This window comes from Allobosea sp. BE125 (assembly GCF_031456075.1).
Classification (GTDB): domain Bacteria; phylum Pseudomonadota; class Alphaproteobacteria; order Rhizobiales; family Beijerinckiaceae; genus Allobosea.
The window spans coordinates 91,958-108,114 of record NZ_JAVDTY010000004.1 but is presented as its reverse complement, the minus strand read 5'-3'; the positions used below and the strand labels follow the sequence as shown (position 1 = coordinate 108,114).

The window sequence follows — 16,157 nt, the reverse complement described above, 5'->3', positions numbered from 1 at the left end:
CCTACTCGCGCTCACTCGGCCGCGGTCGGCGCCGCTTCACCGCGCAATTCGCGCGGCAGCGGGAAGAACACGTTCTCATCGGCCGTCGAGACCGTCTCGACGCGCACCTCGTAACGCTCGGCGAAGGCGTCGATGATCTCCTCGACCAGCACCTCCGGCGCACTCGCGCCGGCCGTGATGCCGAGGCTGCGGATATTGCCGAAGACCGACCAGTCGATCTCGTCGGTGCGCAGAACGAGCCGCGCCGCCGGGCAGCCGGCGCGCTCGGCGACCTCGCGCAGGCGCTGCGAATTCGAGGAATTGGGTGAGCCGACAACGATCAGCGCATCGACCTGCGGCGCGACGCGCTTGACCGCCTCCTGGCGGTTGGTCGTGGCGTAGCAGATGTCTTCCTTATGCGGCGCGATCAGATCGGGAAAGCGCGTCTGCAGGGCGGCGACGATCTCGCGGGTGTCGTCCACCGAGAGCGTCGTCTGCGTGACATAGGCGAGTGGCTGGCCGACCGGCGGCTCGAGCTTGGCGACATCGTCGAGCGTCTCGATCAAGGTGATCGCGCCTGGCGGTAGTTGCCCCATCGTGCCGATCACCTCGGGATGGCCGGCATGGCCGACGAGCAGGATGTGGCGGCCGCGCTTGTGATGCACCTCCGCCTCCCGATGCACCTTGGTGACCAGCGGACAGGTCGCGTCGATGGCGAAGAGATTGCGCTCGCCGGCTTCGGCGGGAACCGATTTCGCCACGCCATGGGCGGAGAAGATCACCGGCCGCGTCGCATCGGGCACCTGCGACAATTCGGAGACGAAGACCGCGCCCTTCCGCTTCAGCGATTCGACGACGTATTTGTTGTGCACGATCTCATGGCGGACATAGACCGGCGCGCCATGCAGGATCAGCGCCTTCTCGACCGCGTCGATGGCGCGCACAACCCCGGCGCAGAAGCCGCGGGGAGCACAGAGCAGGATGTCGAGCGGCGGTTTCACGCGCGGATATCGTTCCAGAGAATGAGCGTCTTCTTTCGGGGTGAAAGGGGCGATGTCAAGGAAACCCCGCATCGGCGGCCGCATAGCCGGGCAGCCATCGCAGCGGGGCAGACCGTTGACAGATAAGTTGATATCAACTTATCTTCGCCGCATGCCTACCGTCATGATCCCGTTCGAGACGACCCTGATGGTCCGCGACCGTTGCCTGTGCCTGCACGCACAGCGCGCGGCACGCGTTCTGGCGCGGCGCTTCGACGAGGCGCTACGCCCATACGGCCTGACCAATGAGCAATTCTCGCTGCTGATGGCGCTCAACCGCCCGACCGCGGCCTCAATCAGCCAGGTCGCCAGCGTGCTCGGCGCCGACCGCACGACCTTGACCGCCGCCCTGAAGCCGCTGGTGCGCGACGGGCTTGCCACGATCCATGCCGATACCAGAGACCGCCGGACTCGCCGCGCCGCCCTGACGCCGGCCGGCCATGAGCGGCTCGCAGCCGCGCTGCCGGTCTGGCTTGCCATGCACGAGGCTCTGGAGGCGACGCTCGACGCTCCAGACCCTGCACAAACGCGACACGGTCTCACCCTCCTGGCCGATTGGCCGGGCATGACTTGGCCGGGCATGACCGACAGTTCGCACAACCAGGAGAGAACGCCATGACGACCCATGTCTCTACGCCCCATGTCTCCGCCTTCCGCTGGGTTCCGCCCTTCGCGCAGGGCCATGTCCGCGACCTGCGCGTGCGCTGGGCGCTGGAAGAAGCCGGCATCCCCTATGAGGCGACGCTGATCGGCCGCGACGACCAGACATCCGAGGATTATCGCGCCTGGCAGCCCTTCGGCCAGGTGCCGGCCTATCGCGACGGCGGCGTCGAGATGTTCGAATCGGGCGCGATCGTGCTCTATCTGTCGCGGAAATCAGCGGCGCTGGCGCCGGAGGACGAGGCCGGCCGCGCCCGCGTTGCGACCTGGGTCCTGGCGGCCTTGAACTCGATCGAGCCGCATGTCTCCGGCCTCGCCAGCACCGACATCTTCCACAAGAGCGAGGCCTGGACGATCGAGCGCCGGCCGCAGATCGTCGAGATGGTGGTCATGCGCCTGCAGGCCCTGAGCAACTGGCTCGCCGGCAAGGACTATCTCGACGGGCGCTTCACGGCCGGCGACCTGATCATGGCGACGGTGCTGCGCGATGTGCCCGACGACATCCTCGCGCGCTTCCCCACACTCGCAGCCTATCGCGCGCGCTGCCTGGCTCGCCCGGCCTTCGCCCGCGCGCTGGAGGCGCAGTTGGCGCCATTCCGCGAGAACGCGCCGGCCGCCGCCTGACCGGCATCGGGCGCAGGCTCGGCGTTGCGCTACATCATGGTCGAGGGCGCACGGCTCTCGCCGGATCGCCGTCGGCCAGTTGATTGGGGCCGCCGGCGTGAACGTGGCATGTCGGCAAAGAAGACCGAGCGACATCGGCAGGGCCGACATACGGAAGACACAGAGCCTGATCTAGACCCGTGCGGTCACGTGACGATGGCACGCGGCGTTCAGACAGATATTTCGACCGAGAGCAGTATGGCGGCCCTGATTTTCGATTTCGACGGCGTGGTGGCAGACAGCGAGTCTCTCGCGAACCTGGTTCTCGCCGAGGCCGTCAGCGCGCTCGGTCGCCCGACCACGCTGGACGACGCCCTCGCCCGCTATTGCGGCCGCAGATGGAGCGATGCGCTGATCGCGATCGAGGATGACCTTGGTACAGATCTGCCACCCGGTTTCTCCGACGCGCTGAAGGCTGCGACGCTCGCCAGATTTCGCTCGGATCTCAGGGAGGTCGAAGGCGCGAGCGCCTTCATCGCGCGCTTCGACGCGTTGCCACGCTGCATCGCCTCGTCGAGTTCGATCGAGCGGCTGACGCTCTGCCTCGACGTGCTCGGCCTTGCCTCCCAATTCGGTCAGAACGTCTTCAGCGCCGAGATGGTCGCGCGGGGCAAGCCGCATCCCGATATTTTCCTGCTCGCCGCCGGCAAGCTCGACGCAGACCCCAGATCCTGCCTCGTGATCGAAGACAGCATTGGGGGCATCAAGGCCGCCGCTGCTGCCGGAATGGAAAGCATCGGCCTCTGCGCGGCTTCGCATATCCGGGTGGGCCATGACGAAGCACTGCGCGCAGCCGGCGCGACGCATATTGCGGCCTCGTGGCGAGACGTCGATATGATCGCCACCGACTTCCTGCAGCGGCAATAAGCCATGGCGTGATCGCGCTCGCCCCCCTCGCAGAAATGCGCCGGCGCCCTTAGATTGACGGCAGGCCGGTTCCGCATGCGGGCGCTGGCCTCACCCCCGCCCGCGAAGAGAACCTCATGGCCGATGTCTCCCATACCAGCTATCTGCCGCCGATCCTGACGTTCTGCGCCGGCGCCGTGATCGCGGTGCCGCTGTTCCGGCGGGTCGGGCTTTCGGCAGTGCTGGGTTACCTCGCAGCCGGCATCATCATCGGCCCTTCGGTGCTGGCCGTGATCAAGGACCCCGACGCGATCCGCGGCACAGCCGAGATCGGCGTCGTGCTGCTGCTCTTCCTGGTCGGGCTCGAATTGCAGCCGTCGCGGCTCTATTCGATGCGCAAGGACATCCTTGGCGCTGGGCTCGCCCAGATGGCGCTAAGCGCGGGCGTCATCGGCGCGGCGGCCTGGTGGTTCGGCCTATCCGTCGGCGGGGCGGTCGCGGTCGGGCTGGCCCTGGCGCTGTCTGCGACCTCGATCGCGCTGCAATTGCTGGAGGAGCGCGGCGACGGCAACGAGCCCTATGGCCGGCGCACCTTCTCGATCCTGCTGTTCCAGGACATCTCGATCGCGCCCGCTTTGGCGATCCTGCCGCTGCTGGCGACGACGACCGAGGCCAAGCCCGGCGGCGCAGGCCAGGCCCTGGCGGGTCTGGGCATCGCCTTCCTCGCCATCGCGGTGATCGTGCTGGCGGGGCGCTATGTGCTGAACCCGTTCTTCCGCATCCTGGCCAAGACCGGCGCCAAGGAGGTGATGACGGCTGCCGCCCTCTTCATCGTGCTGGGCGCGGCGCTGCTGATGGAGCATGTCGGGCTCTCCATGGCGATGGGCGCGTTCCTGGCCGGCGTGCTGCTGGCCGATTCGCATTTCCGCCATGAGCTGGAGGCCGATATCGAGCCGTTCCGCGGCGTGCTGCTCGGCCTGTTCTTCATGGCGGTCGGCATGTCGCTCGACCTGAAGCTCGTGCTCGACAACTGGCTGCTGCTGACCTTGGCCGCGCCGCTCCTGGTGCTGTTCAAGATCGCGGTCGCGGCCTCGATCCTGCGCGCCTCCTGCTCCTCGATGACGGAGGCCGTGCGGGCGGGCGCCCTGCTCTCGCCCGCCGGCGAATTCGCCTTCGTGCTGCTGCCGCTGGGCGTCTCGCTGGGACTGCTCGACGAGCGTCAGGGCGCGATCGCGACGGCGCTGGCGGCGATCTCGATGCTGATCGGCCCGGTCGTCGCCAAGCTCATCGACGGCATCCTGCTCTCGCGCGTCACGCCCGAGACGATGGACGAGGATTTCGAGGGGGTGGACACACCCTCCGTCGTGGTCATCGGTTTCGGGCGCTTCGGCCAGATCGTGACGCAGGCACTGCTGCTGCAGCATGTCGATGTCACGATCATCGATTCCGATGTCGAGCGCATCCGCTCCGCCGCCAAGTTCGGCTTCAAGATCTATTATGGCGACGGCACGCGGCTCGACGTGCTGCGCGCGGCGGGGACGGGCAAGGCCCGCATCCTGTGCGTCTGCATCGACAACAAGGATGCGGCCCTGCGCATCGTCGAGATGGCCAAGGCCGAGTTCCCGAATGTGCGCCTGCATGCGCGCGCCTATGACCGTATCCACGCCATCGACCTGATGAAGGCCAATGTCGACTACCAGATGCGCGAGACGTTCGAATCCGCGCTCGGCTTCGGTCGCGTCACCCTGGAAGGGCTCGGGCTGAACTATGACGAGGCGAGCCTGGTGATCGACCATGTCCGCGACCGCGACGCCCAGCGCATGGAGATCCAGTTCACCGAAGGCATTGCCGCCGCGCTCAACAAGGTGCCGCGCGTCACGCCCGAGCCGCTGGTCCAGCCCAAGGGCAAATCCAAGGCACTCACGCCCGAGACCCAGGAGGTCATCGAGGATGGCGGGGCCGAGGTCGCTGTCGGCGGCGTCGGCGAGCCCGAGCGGTGAGCGCGCCTCCAGCCGGGCCGCAGGCGGTCTTCGTCAGCGGCTCGATCATGCGCCATGTCGCGGTAATGACCGCGACCAGCTCGGCGGGGTTGATGGCGGTCTTCGTCGTCGACCTGCTCTCGCTGCTCTACGTCTCCTGGCTCGGCCGGCCGGAGGCGACGGCAGGCGTCGGCTATGCCACCATCGTCCTGTTCCTGATGATCTCGATCAATATCGGGCTGATGATCGCGGTCACGGCCCTGACGGCGCGCGCACTCGGCGCGGGCGACCGCGGCGGCGCAAGGCGCCTCGCCGGCTCGACGCTTGCGCTGATGACGCTGGCGGCGCTGGCGCTGAGCATCATTGTCCTGCCCGGGCTGCCCTGGCTGCTGCGCGCGCTCGGCGCCCATGGCGAATCCTATGCGGTGGCCTATTCCTTCCTCTGGATCGTCTTGCCGTCGAATATGCTGATGGCGCTCGGCATGGGCTTTTCCGGCGTGCTGCGCGCCGTCGGCGATGCGAGGCGCGCCATGTTCGTCACGCTCGGCGGTGGGCTGGCGACCGCGGTGCTCGACCCGCTCTTCATCTTCGGCCTCGGTCTCGGCCCCAATGGCGCGGCCTGCGCCATCGTTCTGGCGCGCGTCATCATCGCGGCGGTCGGCTTCCATGGCGCGGTCAAGGTCCACGACATCGTCGCCAGACCCAGCTATGCGGCGCTTGCGGAGGATACGGGCAAGACCATGGCGATCGCGGGGCCGGCGATCCTGACCAATCTGTCGACGCCGATCGCCAACGCCGTCTTCGCCGGCCTGATGGCGCGCTTCGGGGATGCCGCGATCGCGGCGCTGGCGATCATCGACCGGCTCGTGCCCGTTGCCTTCGGCGCGCTGTTTGCGCTGTCGGGCGCGGTCGGGCCGATCCTCGGCCAGAACTGGGGCGCCGGCCGCTTCGACCGGATGCGGCGCGGTCTGACCGACTCGGCGCTCTTCGCGGTCGCCTGCGTCGTCGCCGCTTGGCTCCTGCTCGTGCTGCTGCGCGGGCCTATCGTCACGGTCTTCGGCGCGACCGGGCTGACGGCGGAGCTGGTGGCGTTCTTCTGCCTGATCGCGGGGCCGATGTGGATCTTCGTCGGCCTGCTCTTCGTCGCCAACGCCGCCTTCAACAATCTCGGCATGCCGCTGCTCTCGACGCTGTTCAGCTGGGGCCGGGCCACGCTCGGCACGATACCGCTCGCCTTCGTGGGAGCCCATTATGCCGGGCCGAAGGGCGCCCTGGTCGGCTGCGTCTTCGGCGCCGTCGTCTTCGGCATCGTCGCGCTCGTCTTCGCCTATCGCGGCATCGCCCGGCTGGAGCGCGAGGGCGCGTCGCGCGCCGCTTCCCTTGCCTCGCGAACTGGCGCTGCTATCGTTCCACTCCAGGCGGCGGCAGACCGCAGATAGATCATCGCATCGCTCCCGCTTTCCGGCGCGATGCCTGAACCGGAGGCGCGCCATGATGAACCTGTTCGAGATGATGCAGCAGGCCCAGAACGGGCAGGCCATGCAGAACATCGCCCGGCAATATGGACTCAGCCAGCAGCAGACGCAGTCGGCGATAGAGGCCTTGCTGCCCGCCTTCTCGATGGGGCTGCAGCGCCAGACGCAGAATCCCCAGGCCTTCGGGAACCTCGCGCAGATGATGACCGCGACGCCTTTCGGCCAGATGTTCGAGACCGGCGGTGGCGCCATTCCCGCCCATGCCCAGACGATGGGCAACGATGTGCTGAGCCAGCTCTTCGGCTCCAAGGAGATCAGCAACGCCGTCGCGGCGCAGGCAGCCGCGACGAGCGGCGTCGGCCAGGCCATCCTCAAGCAGATGCTGCCGGTGATCGCCTCCATGGTGATGGGCGGGCTGTTCAAATCGGCGAATAATCAGGGCCTCGGCGGCATCCTCGGCCAGTTCACCGAGATGATGCGCGGGCAGATGCCGGGCCAGCAGCCCACATCGCCCCCGCCCCAGCAGACCCCGGCCAACCCGCTCGACGCCATCCTCGGCGGATTGTTCGGCAACGGTCAGTCCCCGACGGGCCAGACCCAGGGCGGCCCCTTCGGCGGCGGGCAGATGCCGGGCGGCCAGGCCAGCGGCAACCCGCTCAACCCGTTGGATGGCGGGCTGCTCGGCCAGATCCTGACCGGCATGCTGGGCGGTGCGCAGCAGCCGGAAACCCAGCCCGCGCCGGCCCCGACGGGCCGCAGCACTCAGGCCGAGCCGCAGGAGGAGCCCGACGACGCTCCGCCGCCCTCTTCGGCAACCGGACCGGGCTCGATCGGGCTCGATGCGCTCAACCAGATGTTCGAGCATGGCCGGCAGGTGCAGGACAGCCATCAGGACGCGCTGAAATCGATCCTCGACGGCATGTTCGGCGGGCCGGGCCGGCGCTGACCCAGAAAAGGAAGGCGGGCGCCGAAGCAACAAGCGCCCGCTCGCTCCAGAGCCGGATCAATGCGAGAAACCGGTGCCCACGTTTTCGCATCCTGCTCTAGCGAAGCGGACAAGAAAAAGGGCGGAAGCACGAAGCCTCCGCCCACAGGAACGCGCAGCCCCAAGGGGTCAGGCGCTGCACGCAACCGCTTGCTTGGTGACTGATTGCCTGGCGACCGGCCCGGCCTTCATGGCGGGAGCCTTCACCTGAGCCTGCCGAGCCCCTTCCGCGCGCCGCGCCGAGGCGACGCCTGAACGCGCACCGGAGCGGGCGGCGAGAATGGTCGAGGGATCGTCGAGCCAGGAGGTCGCGAGCGCGCCTTCGACATCGGAGCGGACGAGGCCGATATCCTTGAGGCCACGCTCGTCCAGCTCTGTCAGGCGCAGAACCTCGCGGCGATGGATGATCGCTTTCGTGAGCGACGTTACACCGGCAAACCCTCGCGCACCGATGCGCGTGACGACACCCAAAACGGACGCGAACGGCTTCGTGGCAATGGTCATGATCAGCATAACGACCTCCTAAGGGTCCAAACGACGGGCATTCCCAGGTCCCGCCCGGACGCACCGCTGGCAAGACCTCGAGACTGACCAAAGGATAGCTTTCCGCTGGTCATCAGCCAAACGAATGCTTATGATGCTTCACAGCACGGATATTGATGATCCAGTTTGGGGGCCGCCATGGCGCATGTTCTCGACGCCGACCAGCTCAAGACCTTCGTCGCCATCGCCGATACAGGCTCCTTCACCCGCGCTGCCGAGATCGTATTCAAGACGCAATCGGCCGTCTCCATGCAGATGAAGCGGCTCGAGGAGCGCGTCGGCCGGCCGCTCTTCGGGCGCGACGGCCGCCATGCCAAGCTGACCGAGGATGGCGAACGCCTGCTCGACTATGCCCGCAGGATCGTGCGGCTGAACCTCGAATGCGTCGCGAGCTTCACCGATGCCGACCTCAAGGGCCGCATCCGGCTCGGCGTGCCCGACGACTATGCCGACCGCTATTTGCCTGAGATTCTCGCCCGCTTCGCCCGCTCCAACCCGCGCGCCGAAGTCACCGTCGTCTGCGAGCCGACGCCGATGCTGGCCGAGCGGATCGCCACCGGCGACATCGACCTCGCCATCATCACCCATGTCGAGAGTCGCGGCCAGGGCGAGATCATCCGCATCGAGCCGCTGCTCTGGGTAACCTCGGCGCGCCATGGCGTGCATGAGGAGGATCCGCTGCCGCTGGCGCTCGGCCGCCCGACCTGCAACTGGCGGCAAGCTGCCGTCGAGGCGCTGGAGACCAAGGGCCGGCGCTTCCGCGTGCTGTATGCGAGCTGGAATTCGACGGCGGTGGGCGCGGCGGTGATCGCAGGGCTCGCCGTCTCGGTCCTGCCGGAAAGCGCGGTCAGGCCCGGTATGCGCATCCTGGGGCCGACGGACGGCTATGCGGCGCTGCCGTCCTGCAAGATCGGCCTGCTGCGCACGCGCTTTGACCCTTCGGTTCTGTCCAATGCGCTGGCCGAGCACATCATCCAGAGCCTCGACAATCTGCAGAGCTTCAAGACGGCAGCGGAATAAGGGGCAGCTATAGCGCCGGACAAAGGTTGGGCGCAGCGCTTCAGGGACTCAACCCGGCCGCCGCCCTCTGGAAGAAGCCGAGCACCGACTGGCCGATTTGCGTCGCCCAGACCACGATGGTGAGCGATATCAGGCTCACGACAAGACCATACTCGATTGCCGTTGCGCCGCGCGCATCGCTGGCAAAGTCGGAAATGGCCATTCTGATCCGTTCCATGTCTTGGAGATACCGAATAAATTCGGCCAAATCGTTAACATGACTGCCGAAACTGGCCGGAATGCCTTACAAAGCGAGCGCCGGGAACAAGGGCGCGATCTCGCCCGACCACTCATCCTCGAAGCGTGATGCGAGGCTCTGCGCGAGAGTCCGGTCCTGCGCGACGATCGCATCGAGCGGCGCGAGGAAACCCGTCTCGTCCCGCCCCGCGCCATCCAGCCGCGCCCGCCGGGCGAGGCCGCCGCGCGCCAGCGCCAGCACCTCCCGTGCCAGATCGCGCAGTGTGCGGCCGCCGATGCGGGCAGAGAGGCCGGCTTTCGGCACCGCATCGCGCAGCGCTTGGCGCTCCTCGGCGCTCCAGCCCTTGACCAGATCCCAGGCCGCATCCAGCGCGACCTGGTCGTAGAGCAGGCCGACCCAGAAGGCCGGCAGGGCGTTCAGCATCTCGGGCGGTCCGGCATCGGCGCCGCGCATCTCAAGGAAGCGCTTGAGCCTGACCTCGGGGAACAGCGTCGAGAGATGGTTCGCCCAGTCCGAGATCGTGGCGCGCTCGCCCGGCAGTTGCGCAAGCTTGCCGGCAAGCAGATCGCGGAAGGAGGCGCCGGCGACGTCGTGATAGACCGCGCCGCGCTTGACGAAATACATGGGAACGTCGAGCGCCCAGTCGACATAGCCCTCATAGGACATGCCCTCGTCGAAGGCGAAGGCGAGCATGCCGGAGCGCGCCTTGTCGGTATCGAGCCAAACTTCCGAACGCACCGACTGGAGGCCGTTGAGCTTGCCTTCGGTGAAGGGCGAGGCCGCGAACAACGCGGTGGCCAGCGGCTGCAGGGCGAGCGAGACTCTGAGCTTCCTGACCATATCGGCCTCGGTCGCGAAATCGAGGTTCACCTGCACGGTGCAGGTGCGGAACATCATGTCGAGGCCACGCGTGCCGACCTTAGGCATATAGTTCGCCATGATCTTGTAGCGGCCCTTGGGCATCATCGGCGTCTGGGCGCGCGTCCAGAGCGGCGAGTGGCCAAGCGCGACGAAGCCGATGCCATGGGGCGCTGCGACCGCCTTGACGTCGGCGAGATGGTTGGCGAGCTCGTCGGCGGTATCGTGCAGCGTCTCGACCGGCGCGCCTGAGAGCTCGAACTGGCCGCCGGGCTCCAGCGAGATCGCGCCGCCGCCTTCGGGACCGGCAAGGCCGATGATGTGGCCGTCATCGACGATCGGCTCCCAGCCGAGCCTCTCCTGCATGCCTTCCAGCAGATGGCGGATACCGCCGCGGCCGTCGCGCCCCTCATAGGGCACAGGGGAGAGGTCATGCGCATAGAACGGGAACTTCTCGTGCTCCGTCCCCATCCTGAACGCGGAGGCCGGCTTCTCGCCGGCAGCGATCCAGGAGATCAATTCGTCCTTGGAACCGATCGGGGTCGAATCGGACACATCGCGAGCCATGGGCGCTCCGGCAGAGTAAGGCATGCAGCCATGCGGCCGCCCGCGCGTTTCGGCGCGGGCGGATCAGGCTCGGGAGCGCCAGACATAGGCGAGCCTCAGGCGCTCGACAACGACCCCCGTCACGCATTGATGCAAGACTGATCCCCGCGCCAACGCAAGGCGGCGCGGCGTGCGGCGTCGGCGGCGGGCATACGCTAGAGCCGGATGACTTCAGATGGGATCACAAAGTCATCCCATCTGAAGCCTGAATCCGTCTCTCATCTTAAAGAGTTAGAGCCGGATCGATGCGAAAACCGGTTCCCACTTTTTCGCATCCTGCTCTAGGCTGCGCCGCGCATGGCCGGCTGCCAGCCCGGAGAGAGAGCGACGCCATCGAGGCGGGTCTCGGAGGCCAGCCAATCGACCACCGCGGCAAGCCCCGCGGCCTGTCCGCCGGCCCTCCCCCGAGCCTCTTCGAAGACCGCGAGCTGGACATCGGCGCTGGTGCCGTTCGCCGCCAGCGTACGGCAATATGCGAGTTCGGCCTTGCAGCCGAGCGCGGCGGCATCATCCGCCAGGTCGCCGAGCAACTCGTCGATCAGGCTCGGCACCGGGCGCATGGTCCGGCTCTGGTTGCAGATCAGCCCGCCATGGATGCCGTAGCGCTGCGCGCGCCAGATATTCTCCGCGGCAATGGCGCGCGCCGCCGGGGTGAGCTCTGCATTCAGCCCGCGATGGCGCTGCAGATGCCGGATCAGGCAGCGATAGAGCGCAGCGATGGCGAGCGTGTCGTCGAGCCTCGTGCAGCTGTCGGCGATGCGCAGTTCGAGCGTCGGATGCTTGTCGGAGGGCCGGATCGCCCACCAGATATAGCTCGCATCCTTGATCGCGCCGGCCGCGACCAGGGTCTCGACATAGCTTCGGTAGCCTGCGGCATCGGTGAAGAGCTCGGGCAGGCCGGTGCGTGGTAGTTCGGCATAGGCCGAGAGGCGGTAGCCCATCAGGCCGGTGCGCTGCCCCTGCCAGAAGGGCGACGAGGTCGACAGCGCCAGGAGCAGCGGCAGGAACGGCAGGATGCGCACCATCAGCCGGATGCGCTCATCCTCGTCCTTGACCTCGACATGGATATGGAGCCCGCAAAGCTGGTTGCGGCTGCCGAGCATCTGCAGGTCGCGCATGATCTGGTCGTAACGCGTGGCCTCGGTGGCGCGCTGGCGCGACCAGACGGCGCTGGGATGCGTGCCGCAGGCCAGCAACAGCATCTCATGTTCGAGGGCAAGGCCGGCCAGCCCCTTGCGCAAGGTCGAGAGCGAATGCCGCGCCTGCGACATCGATTCGCAGATCGGCGTCGCGACCTCGATCTGCGATTGCAGCATTTCGCGCTGCACCTCGTCGGGAAAGGCGTCCTGAACCGCGGCGAAGAACTTCGGAGAAACCTTGCGGGCGATCCCACGGCTATCGGCATCGGACAGGAAATATTCTTCTTCGATGCCGAAGCGGTTGGCTTCGTTCATGGCGTCATCCTCGTCGGGCAAAAGGGCTACAGGCCGTGCGGAGGGGTGGGCTTGCGCCATCGCGCTCTCAGCAAGAATCGCGCGCCCCTCGGCGGGAATCGCGCCACAGCCTGGCTGCCAATGAGTCGAGAATACGGCTCCCGTCGCACAATCGCGGAAACGCCCGAGACGCCCTGGCGTTCCCTGTCGCCTGCAGCGCTAACCGCGCGGCCAGTCGCCCAAAACCGCCTGGACGAGCGCGAGAGCCGCCACGGCGGCCGTATCGGCGCGTAGGATGCGCGGCCCAAGCGAGATTCTGAGTGTTTTCGGCCGCGCCAGGACGCGCGCGCGCTCGGCCTCGTCGAAGCCGCCTTCAGGGCCGATCAGCACGGCAAGCGGGCCTGGCGAGGCGGCGGTCAGCGCCTTGAGCGGACTCTCCTGGGCCATCGCCTCGTCGCAGAAGATCAGGAGCCTTTCAGGGTCGAGCGCGTCGAGCGCAGCGTCGAGCCCGCATTCCGGTCGGATCTCGGGCAATGACAGGATGCCGCATTGCTCGGCCGCCTCGATCGCATTGGCGCGCAGCCGATCGAGATTGAGCCGCGACACCTGCGTCCGGCGCGTCAGAACCGGCTGCAGCAGGCCCGCCCCCATCTCGACGGCCTTCTGCGCGATATAGTCGAGCCGCGCATGCTTCAGCGGGGCGAACAGATAATGCAGATCGGGGGCGTCCGGCTGCGGGCGCGTCTGCCTGAGCAGGCCGAGGCTCGCCTGCTTGCGCCCTTCCGCCGTCAATGCCGCGAGCCATTCGCCGTCGCGACCGTTGAATACGATGACGCTATCGTCGCTCTTCAGACGCAGCACGTTGAGCAGGTAATTCGCCTGTTCGCGCGCCAGCGGCAGGCGCGTGCCAATGGCGAGATCATCGGCGACATGAAGCCGGTAGCGGGCAAAATCGGGGGTGGACATCGGCGCGGTCTTCTCCTGTCACCTGCCGCCGCGCCGCCGAACCGGCGCGAAAACCGCCACAATCCGGGCGTAACAGCAAGTGGACTCGCATGGGCGCTTGGCGCTAACACGGTGAGGCTGTAATGAACATTCCGGAGCGGAAACGCTCCCAGCATGAACAATTCGGAGCAAGACATATGCGGCGCATGATGACTTCGAGCAAGATCGCTTCGGGAGTGATCGCGACGCTCGGTCTGGCGGCAGTATCGTTGCTCGATGCCGCGCCAGCCGCTGCGCAGGCTTCCGGTTGCGAGCAGATCCAGAAGCTGCTGGCGGAGCGCCAGGCGATCGTGGCTTCGCTGAACTCGTCGTCGAAATCCAAGCAGAAGCTCACCCCGGCGCAGGCCTGCAGCACGCTCGGCCGCCTGGTCGGGAACGGCAATGCGGCCCTGAAATTCGCCAGTGCGAACCAGGATTGGTGCCAGATTCCGGCCAGCTTCGTCGACGGCCTGAAGGTCGACAACGACAAGGCTGCCGGCATCCGCAACAATGCCTGCAACGCGGTCAAGCAGCAGGCGGCGATGCAGAAGCGCGCCCAGCAGCAGGCCCAACAGCAGGGCGGCGGCAGCCCGTTCGGCGGCGCCGATTCGATCACCGGCGGATCGCTGCGGATTCCCCAGGGCGCGCTCTGACCATCTCGTAACCCTGGTTCCCGCCCCGGCACGGCCCCCAACCTCGACGACAAATATGGCTTCGACGACGGATGCTCCGCTTCCCGACGCCTTGACGGGCCATTGGGTCGATACGCGCGCGCCGCGACGTCTCAGGCCCTATCTCAAGCTCGCGCGGATCGAGCGGCCGATCGGCTGGCAGCTTCTGCTCCTGCCCTGCTGGTGGTCGGCGGGCCTTGCGGCGATCGCCGACAGGCAGGCCTTCCCCAATCCCTGGCATTGCCTGCTGTTCCTGATCGGCGCTGTGGTGATGCGCGCCGCCGGCTCGACCTTCAACGACATCGTCGACCGCAAGCTCGATGCACAGGTGGCGCGGACGCGCGGCAGGCCGCTCCCTTCCGGCCAGGTCTCGGCGAAGGCGGCGGCGCTGTTCATGATCGGGCTCTCGCTCGTCGGCCTGCTGGTGCTGCTGCAGTTCAACCGCTTCACGATCGTGACCGGCATCGCCTCGCTGGCGATCGTGGCGATCTACCCTTTCATGAAGCGCATCACCCAGATGCCGCAATTCGTGCTCGGCCTTGCCTTCTCCTGGGGCGCGCTTCTCGGCTGGAGCGCGGTCTTCGGCCGGCTCGATCCGCCGGCCTATCTGGTCTATGCGGCGGCGATCCTGTGGACCATCGGCTACGACACGATCTACGCGCTGCAGGACATCGAGGACGACATCATCGCCGGCATCAAGTCGAGCGCGCGCTATTTCGGGCAGTATGGTCGGGAGGCGATCGGAGCCTGCTTCGGGTGCGCCGTGCTGCTGATCGCTGTCGCAACCTGGATAGTCGGCGGCGGCGTCTTCGCCTGGCTCGGCGTCGCGGGCTTCGCGGCGCATCTTGGCTGGCAGGTTTCGCAGATCAGCGGCGTGACGCCGATGCTGGCGCTGCGTCTGTTCCGCTCGAACTGGCACACCGGACTGCTGCTGGCGGCCGGCTTCGTGCTCGATGCGCTGGTTCGGTTCGGACTTCCGTGACCGACCCCGGCCTGTCCTTGCGAGAGGTCACCGCCGCATCCGTCCGCGCGATCTGCGCATTGAAGGTTGCCGACAGCCAGAGCGGTTATGTCGCGGCCAATGCGGTCTCGATCGCTCAGGCGCATTTCGAGCCGACCGCAACGTTCAGAGCCGCCTATGCGGAGGAGACGCCGGTTGGCTTCATCATGTGGCGCCCGGATTCCGACGATCCCGATCGCGTCATGAGCTTATGGCGCTTCATGATCGACCGAGACCATCAGGGCAAAGGCTACGGCAAAGCGGCGCTCAATCTATGGCTGCAGCAGCGTCACAAGGACGGTATCCGATTGGTGACGACGAGCGTCGTCCTTGGACCTGCAAGCCCGCTGGATTTCTATCGCTCGCTCGGCTTCAACCTGACGGGCGAAATCCGGCCAAACGGCGAAAGCGCCCTCTTGCTGAGGCTGTGATGCCGGCGGGAAGCCGTAGGATAATCAATCCGTCAGGCGCTCGCCGGCGACGACGACCGGGCGCTCGCTGAGGCGGCCGGTCTTGCGCCGCACCAGGAAGCGCGGCCGGCGGCCATTGAGGAAGGAATGGCGCCGCCTGATCCGCACCGGGCCGAGCGCGAGCCGGCCGAGCTGCGGATAAGGCTCCGAGATCACCCCATCGCTGGTCTCGATCAGCAAGGGCAAGCCGCTGGCACGGCCGCAATCGCGCCAGATCGCGACGACATCGTCCTGATCCAGCACGGCGACCGTGATCGAGCGGCCGTCGCCGGCCGTCAGCGCCAGCTCAAAGCGCTCGTCCTCGCGCCCGGTATTCGTCATGCGCATCGCGATGCCGCGCCATCCGGCGCCGCCGCGCAGGATTCTGACCGAGGCGATACGTTCGATCCGCGACGCGTCTGGCTGCGCCGGCATCGGGTTTTTCGGAACGGTGGTCGTGTGTGTCGGGCGGCCGGAGAGACCTGACGCAAAGCCGGTCTCTCCGGCAGCCGGCGTGACGCTGGCCATCGGTATAACGCCTCTCTATGTCCCTGCCGCTACGGAGCCCTCTGTGCAGTCCGGGGCTCTCCTGCTTGCAGGTCGAGATTGCGTCCAAGCTCTCTCCGAGCGCTTAAGCGGTTGGGTTAAAGGAGCGTGTTTTTCGGCCTCAGCGCCGCTGAATGGCCTGTTTCATGCATGATGCTTGACGGAATCTTTCGGTGCGCGAG

17 protein-coding genes are annotated in these 16,157 nt (G+C 67.0%); 10 read left to right on the top strand and 7 right to left on the bottom strand.

The window, feature by feature from the left end; genetic code table 11:
- Nucleotides 1–11: 11 nt before the first annotated feature.
- Entirely contained in the window at nt 12–980 is a 969-nt protein-coding gene (gene ispH / locus J2Y55_RS11280; RefSeq protein ID WP_244548467.1) for a 4-hydroxy-3-methylbut-2-enyl diphosphate reductase, read from the bottom strand.
- 163 nt (nt 981–1,143) lie between these two features.
- Between ispH and J2Y55_RS11275 the strand changes: the two genes are divergently transcribed.
- From J2Y55_RS11275 to J2Y55_RS11250, 6 genes are all read left to right on the top strand, one after another.
- The gene (locus J2Y55_RS11275; RefSeq protein ID WP_310152363.1) at nt 1,144–1,638 is read left to right on the top strand and encodes a MarR family winged helix-turn-helix transcriptional regulator; all 495 of its coding nucleotides are present in this window, start codon (nt 1,144–1,146) and stop codon (nt 1,636–1,638) included.
- On the top strand, nt 1,635–2,303 hold the full coding sequence (locus J2Y55_RS11270; RefSeq protein ID WP_310152360.1) for a glutathione S-transferase family protein: 669 nt from the start codon (nt 1,635–1,637) through the stop codon (nt 2,301–2,303). The genes J2Y55_RS11275 and J2Y55_RS11270 overlap by 4 nt, the downstream gene beginning before the upstream one ends.
- 108 nt (nt 2,304–2,411) lie before the next feature.
- Nucleotides 2,412–3,209 carry an HAD family hydrolase gene (locus J2Y55_RS11265; protein ID WP_310152357.1) on the top strand — a complete coding sequence of 266 codons (798 nt, stop codon included), beginning with the start codon at nt 2,412–2,414 and terminating at the stop codon, nt 3,207–3,209.
- A gap of 116 nt (nt 3,210–3,325) precedes the next feature.
- A complete protein-coding gene (locus tag J2Y55_RS11260; protein ID WP_310152352.1) occupies nt 3,326–5,188 on the top strand; it encodes a monovalent cation:proton antiporter-2 (CPA2) family protein in 1,863 nt (620 codons plus the stop codon).
- The gene (locus J2Y55_RS11255; protein ID WP_310152350.1) at nt 5,185–6,606 is read left to right on the top strand and encodes an MATE family efflux transporter; all 1,422 of its coding nucleotides are present in this window, start codon (nt 5,185–5,187) and stop codon (nt 6,604–6,606) included. The genes J2Y55_RS11260 and J2Y55_RS11255 overlap by 4 nt, the downstream gene beginning before the upstream one ends.
- 52 nt (nt 6,607–6,658) lie before the next feature.
- Nucleotides 6,659–7,588, top strand: a complete 930-nt coding sequence (locus tag J2Y55_RS11250) for a DUF937 domain-containing protein (protein WP_310152347.1) — start codon at nt 6,659–6,661, stop codon at nt 7,586–7,588.
- Between the two features lie 168 nt (nt 7,589–7,756).
- On the opposite strand, the gene J2Y55_RS11245 is transcribed toward J2Y55_RS11250, so the two are convergent.
- Nucleotides 7,757–8,140 carry a DUF1127 domain-containing protein gene (locus J2Y55_RS11245; protein WP_310152344.1) on the bottom strand — a complete coding sequence of 128 codons (384 nt, stop codon included), beginning with the start codon at nt 8,138–8,140 and terminating at the stop codon, nt 7,757–7,759.
- Nucleotides 8,141–8,308: 168 nt separating this feature from the next.
- On the opposite strand from J2Y55_RS11245, the gene J2Y55_RS11240 reads away from it, so the two are divergent.
- Nucleotides 8,309–9,190 carry a LysR substrate-binding domain-containing protein gene (locus tag J2Y55_RS11240; RefSeq protein ID WP_310152341.1) on the top strand — a complete coding sequence of 294 codons (882 nt, stop codon included), beginning with the start codon at nt 8,309–8,311 and terminating at the stop codon, nt 9,188–9,190.
- A 40-nt stretch (nt 9,191–9,230) separates the two neighbouring features.
- On the opposite strand, the gene J2Y55_RS11235 is transcribed toward J2Y55_RS11240, so the two are convergent.
- The 4 genes from J2Y55_RS11235 to J2Y55_RS11220 form a co-directional block, all read right to left on the bottom strand.
- Nucleotides 9,231–9,392, bottom strand: coding sequence for a Flp family type IVb pilin (locus tag J2Y55_RS11235; protein WP_310152338.1), 162 nt, complete (start codon nt 9,390–9,392; stop codon nt 9,231–9,233).
- 81 nt (nt 9,393–9,473) lie between these two features.
- Entirely contained in the window at nt 9,474–10,853 is a 1,380-nt protein-coding gene (locus J2Y55_RS11230; RefSeq protein ID WP_310152335.1) for a glutamate--cysteine ligase, read from the bottom strand.
- Between the two features lie 320 nt (nt 10,854–11,173).
- Entirely contained in the window at nt 11,174–12,346 is a 1,173-nt protein-coding gene (locus tag J2Y55_RS11225; protein WP_310152331.1) for a carboxylate-amine ligase, read from the bottom strand.
- A 198-nt stretch (nt 12,347–12,544) separates the two neighbouring features.
- Nucleotides 12,545–13,291, bottom strand: coding sequence for a 16S rRNA (uracil(1498)-N(3))-methyltransferase (locus tag J2Y55_RS11220; RefSeq protein ID WP_310152327.1), 747 nt, complete (start codon nt 13,289–13,291; stop codon nt 12,545–12,547).
- A gap of 185 nt (nt 13,292–13,476) precedes the next feature.
- Here J2Y55_RS11220 and J2Y55_RS11215 point away from each other — a divergent pair, with 185 nt between their 5' ends.
- The 3 genes from J2Y55_RS11215 to J2Y55_RS11205 are packed head-to-tail and all read left to right on the top strand — an operon-like array spanning nt 13,477 to nt 15,411.
- A complete protein-coding gene (locus J2Y55_RS11215; RefSeq protein ID WP_310152321.1) occupies nt 13,477–13,962 on the top strand; it encodes a hypothetical protein in 486 nt (161 codons plus the stop codon).
- 55 nt (nt 13,963–14,017) lie between these two features.
- Complete coding sequence (gene ubiA, locus J2Y55_RS11210; RefSeq protein ID WP_310152318.1) at nt 14,018–14,962, top strand: 4-hydroxybenzoate octaprenyltransferase; 945 nt, start codon at nt 14,018–14,020, stop codon at nt 14,960–14,962.
- Nucleotides 14,959–15,411, top strand: coding sequence for a GNAT family N-acetyltransferase (locus tag J2Y55_RS11205; protein ID WP_310152315.1), 453 nt, complete (start codon nt 14,959–14,961; stop codon nt 15,409–15,411). Before ubiA ends, J2Y55_RS11205 begins: the two co-directional genes overlap by 4 nt.
- A gap of 24 nt (nt 15,412–15,435) precedes the next feature.
- Here the strand turns inward: J2Y55_RS11205 and J2Y55_RS11200 are convergent, their stop codons facing one another.
- A complete protein-coding gene (locus J2Y55_RS11200) occupies nt 15,436–15,957 on the bottom strand; it encodes a DUF6101 family protein (protein ID WP_310152312.1) in 522 nt (173 codons plus the stop codon).
- Between the last annotated feature and the right edge of the window lie 200 nt (nt 15,958–16,157).

What these genes read in the sequence shown, in the direction of transcription:
- J2Y55_RS11260 (WP_310152352.1), top strand. Translation starts at nt 3,326, where the DNA reads ATGGCCGATGTCTCCCATACCAGCTATCTGCCGCCGATCCTGACGTTC.
- J2Y55_RS11215 (WP_310152321.1), top strand. Translation starts at nt 13,477, where the DNA reads ATGATGACTTCGAGCAAGATCGCTTCGGGAGTGATCGCGACGCTCGGT.
- J2Y55_RS11220 (WP_310152327.1), bottom strand. Translation starts at nt 13,291, where the DNA reads ATGTCCACCCCCGATTTTGCCCGCTACCGGCTTCATGTCGCCGATGAT.
- J2Y55_RS11225 (WP_310152331.1), bottom strand. Translation starts at nt 12,346, where the DNA reads ATGAACGAAGCCAACCGCTTCGGCATCGAAGAAGAATATTTCCTGTCC.
- J2Y55_RS11235 (WP_310152338.1), bottom strand. Translation starts at nt 9,392, where the DNA reads ATGGCCATTTCCGACTTTGCCAGCGATGCGCGCGGCGCAACGGCAATC.
- J2Y55_RS11240 (WP_310152341.1), top strand. Translation starts at nt 8,309, where the DNA reads ATGGCGCATGTTCTCGACGCCGACCAGCTCAAGACCTTCGTCGCCATC.
- J2Y55_RS11245 (WP_310152344.1), bottom strand. Translation starts at nt 8,140, where the DNA reads ATGCTGATCATGACCATTGCCACGAAGCCGTTCGCGTCCGTTTTGGGT.
- ubiA (WP_310152318.1), top strand. Translation starts at nt 14,018, where the DNA reads ATGGCTTCGACGACGGATGCTCCGCTTCCCGACGCCTTGACGGGCCAT.
- J2Y55_RS11200 (WP_310152312.1), bottom strand. Translation starts at nt 15,957, where the DNA reads ATGGCCAGCGTCACGCCGGCTGCCGGAGAGACCGGCTTTGCGTCAGGT.
- J2Y55_RS11275 (WP_310152363.1), top strand. Translation starts at nt 1,144, where the DNA reads ATGATCCCGTTCGAGACGACCCTGATGGTCCGCGACCGTTGCCTGTGC.
- J2Y55_RS11230 (WP_310152335.1), bottom strand. Translation starts at nt 10,853, where the DNA reads ATGGCTCGCGATGTGTCCGATTCGACCCCGATCGGTTCCAAGGACGAA.
- J2Y55_RS11250 (WP_310152347.1), top strand. Translation starts at nt 6,659, where the DNA reads ATGATGAACCTGTTCGAGATGATGCAGCAGGCCCAGAACGGGCAGGCC.
- J2Y55_RS11270 (WP_310152360.1), top strand. Translation starts at nt 1,635, where the DNA reads ATGACGACCCATGTCTCTACGCCCCATGTCTCCGCCTTCCGCTGGGTT.
- J2Y55_RS11265 (WP_310152357.1), top strand. Translation starts at nt 2,412, where the DNA reads ATGTCGGCAAAGAAGACCGAGCGACATCGGCAGGGCCGACATACGGAA.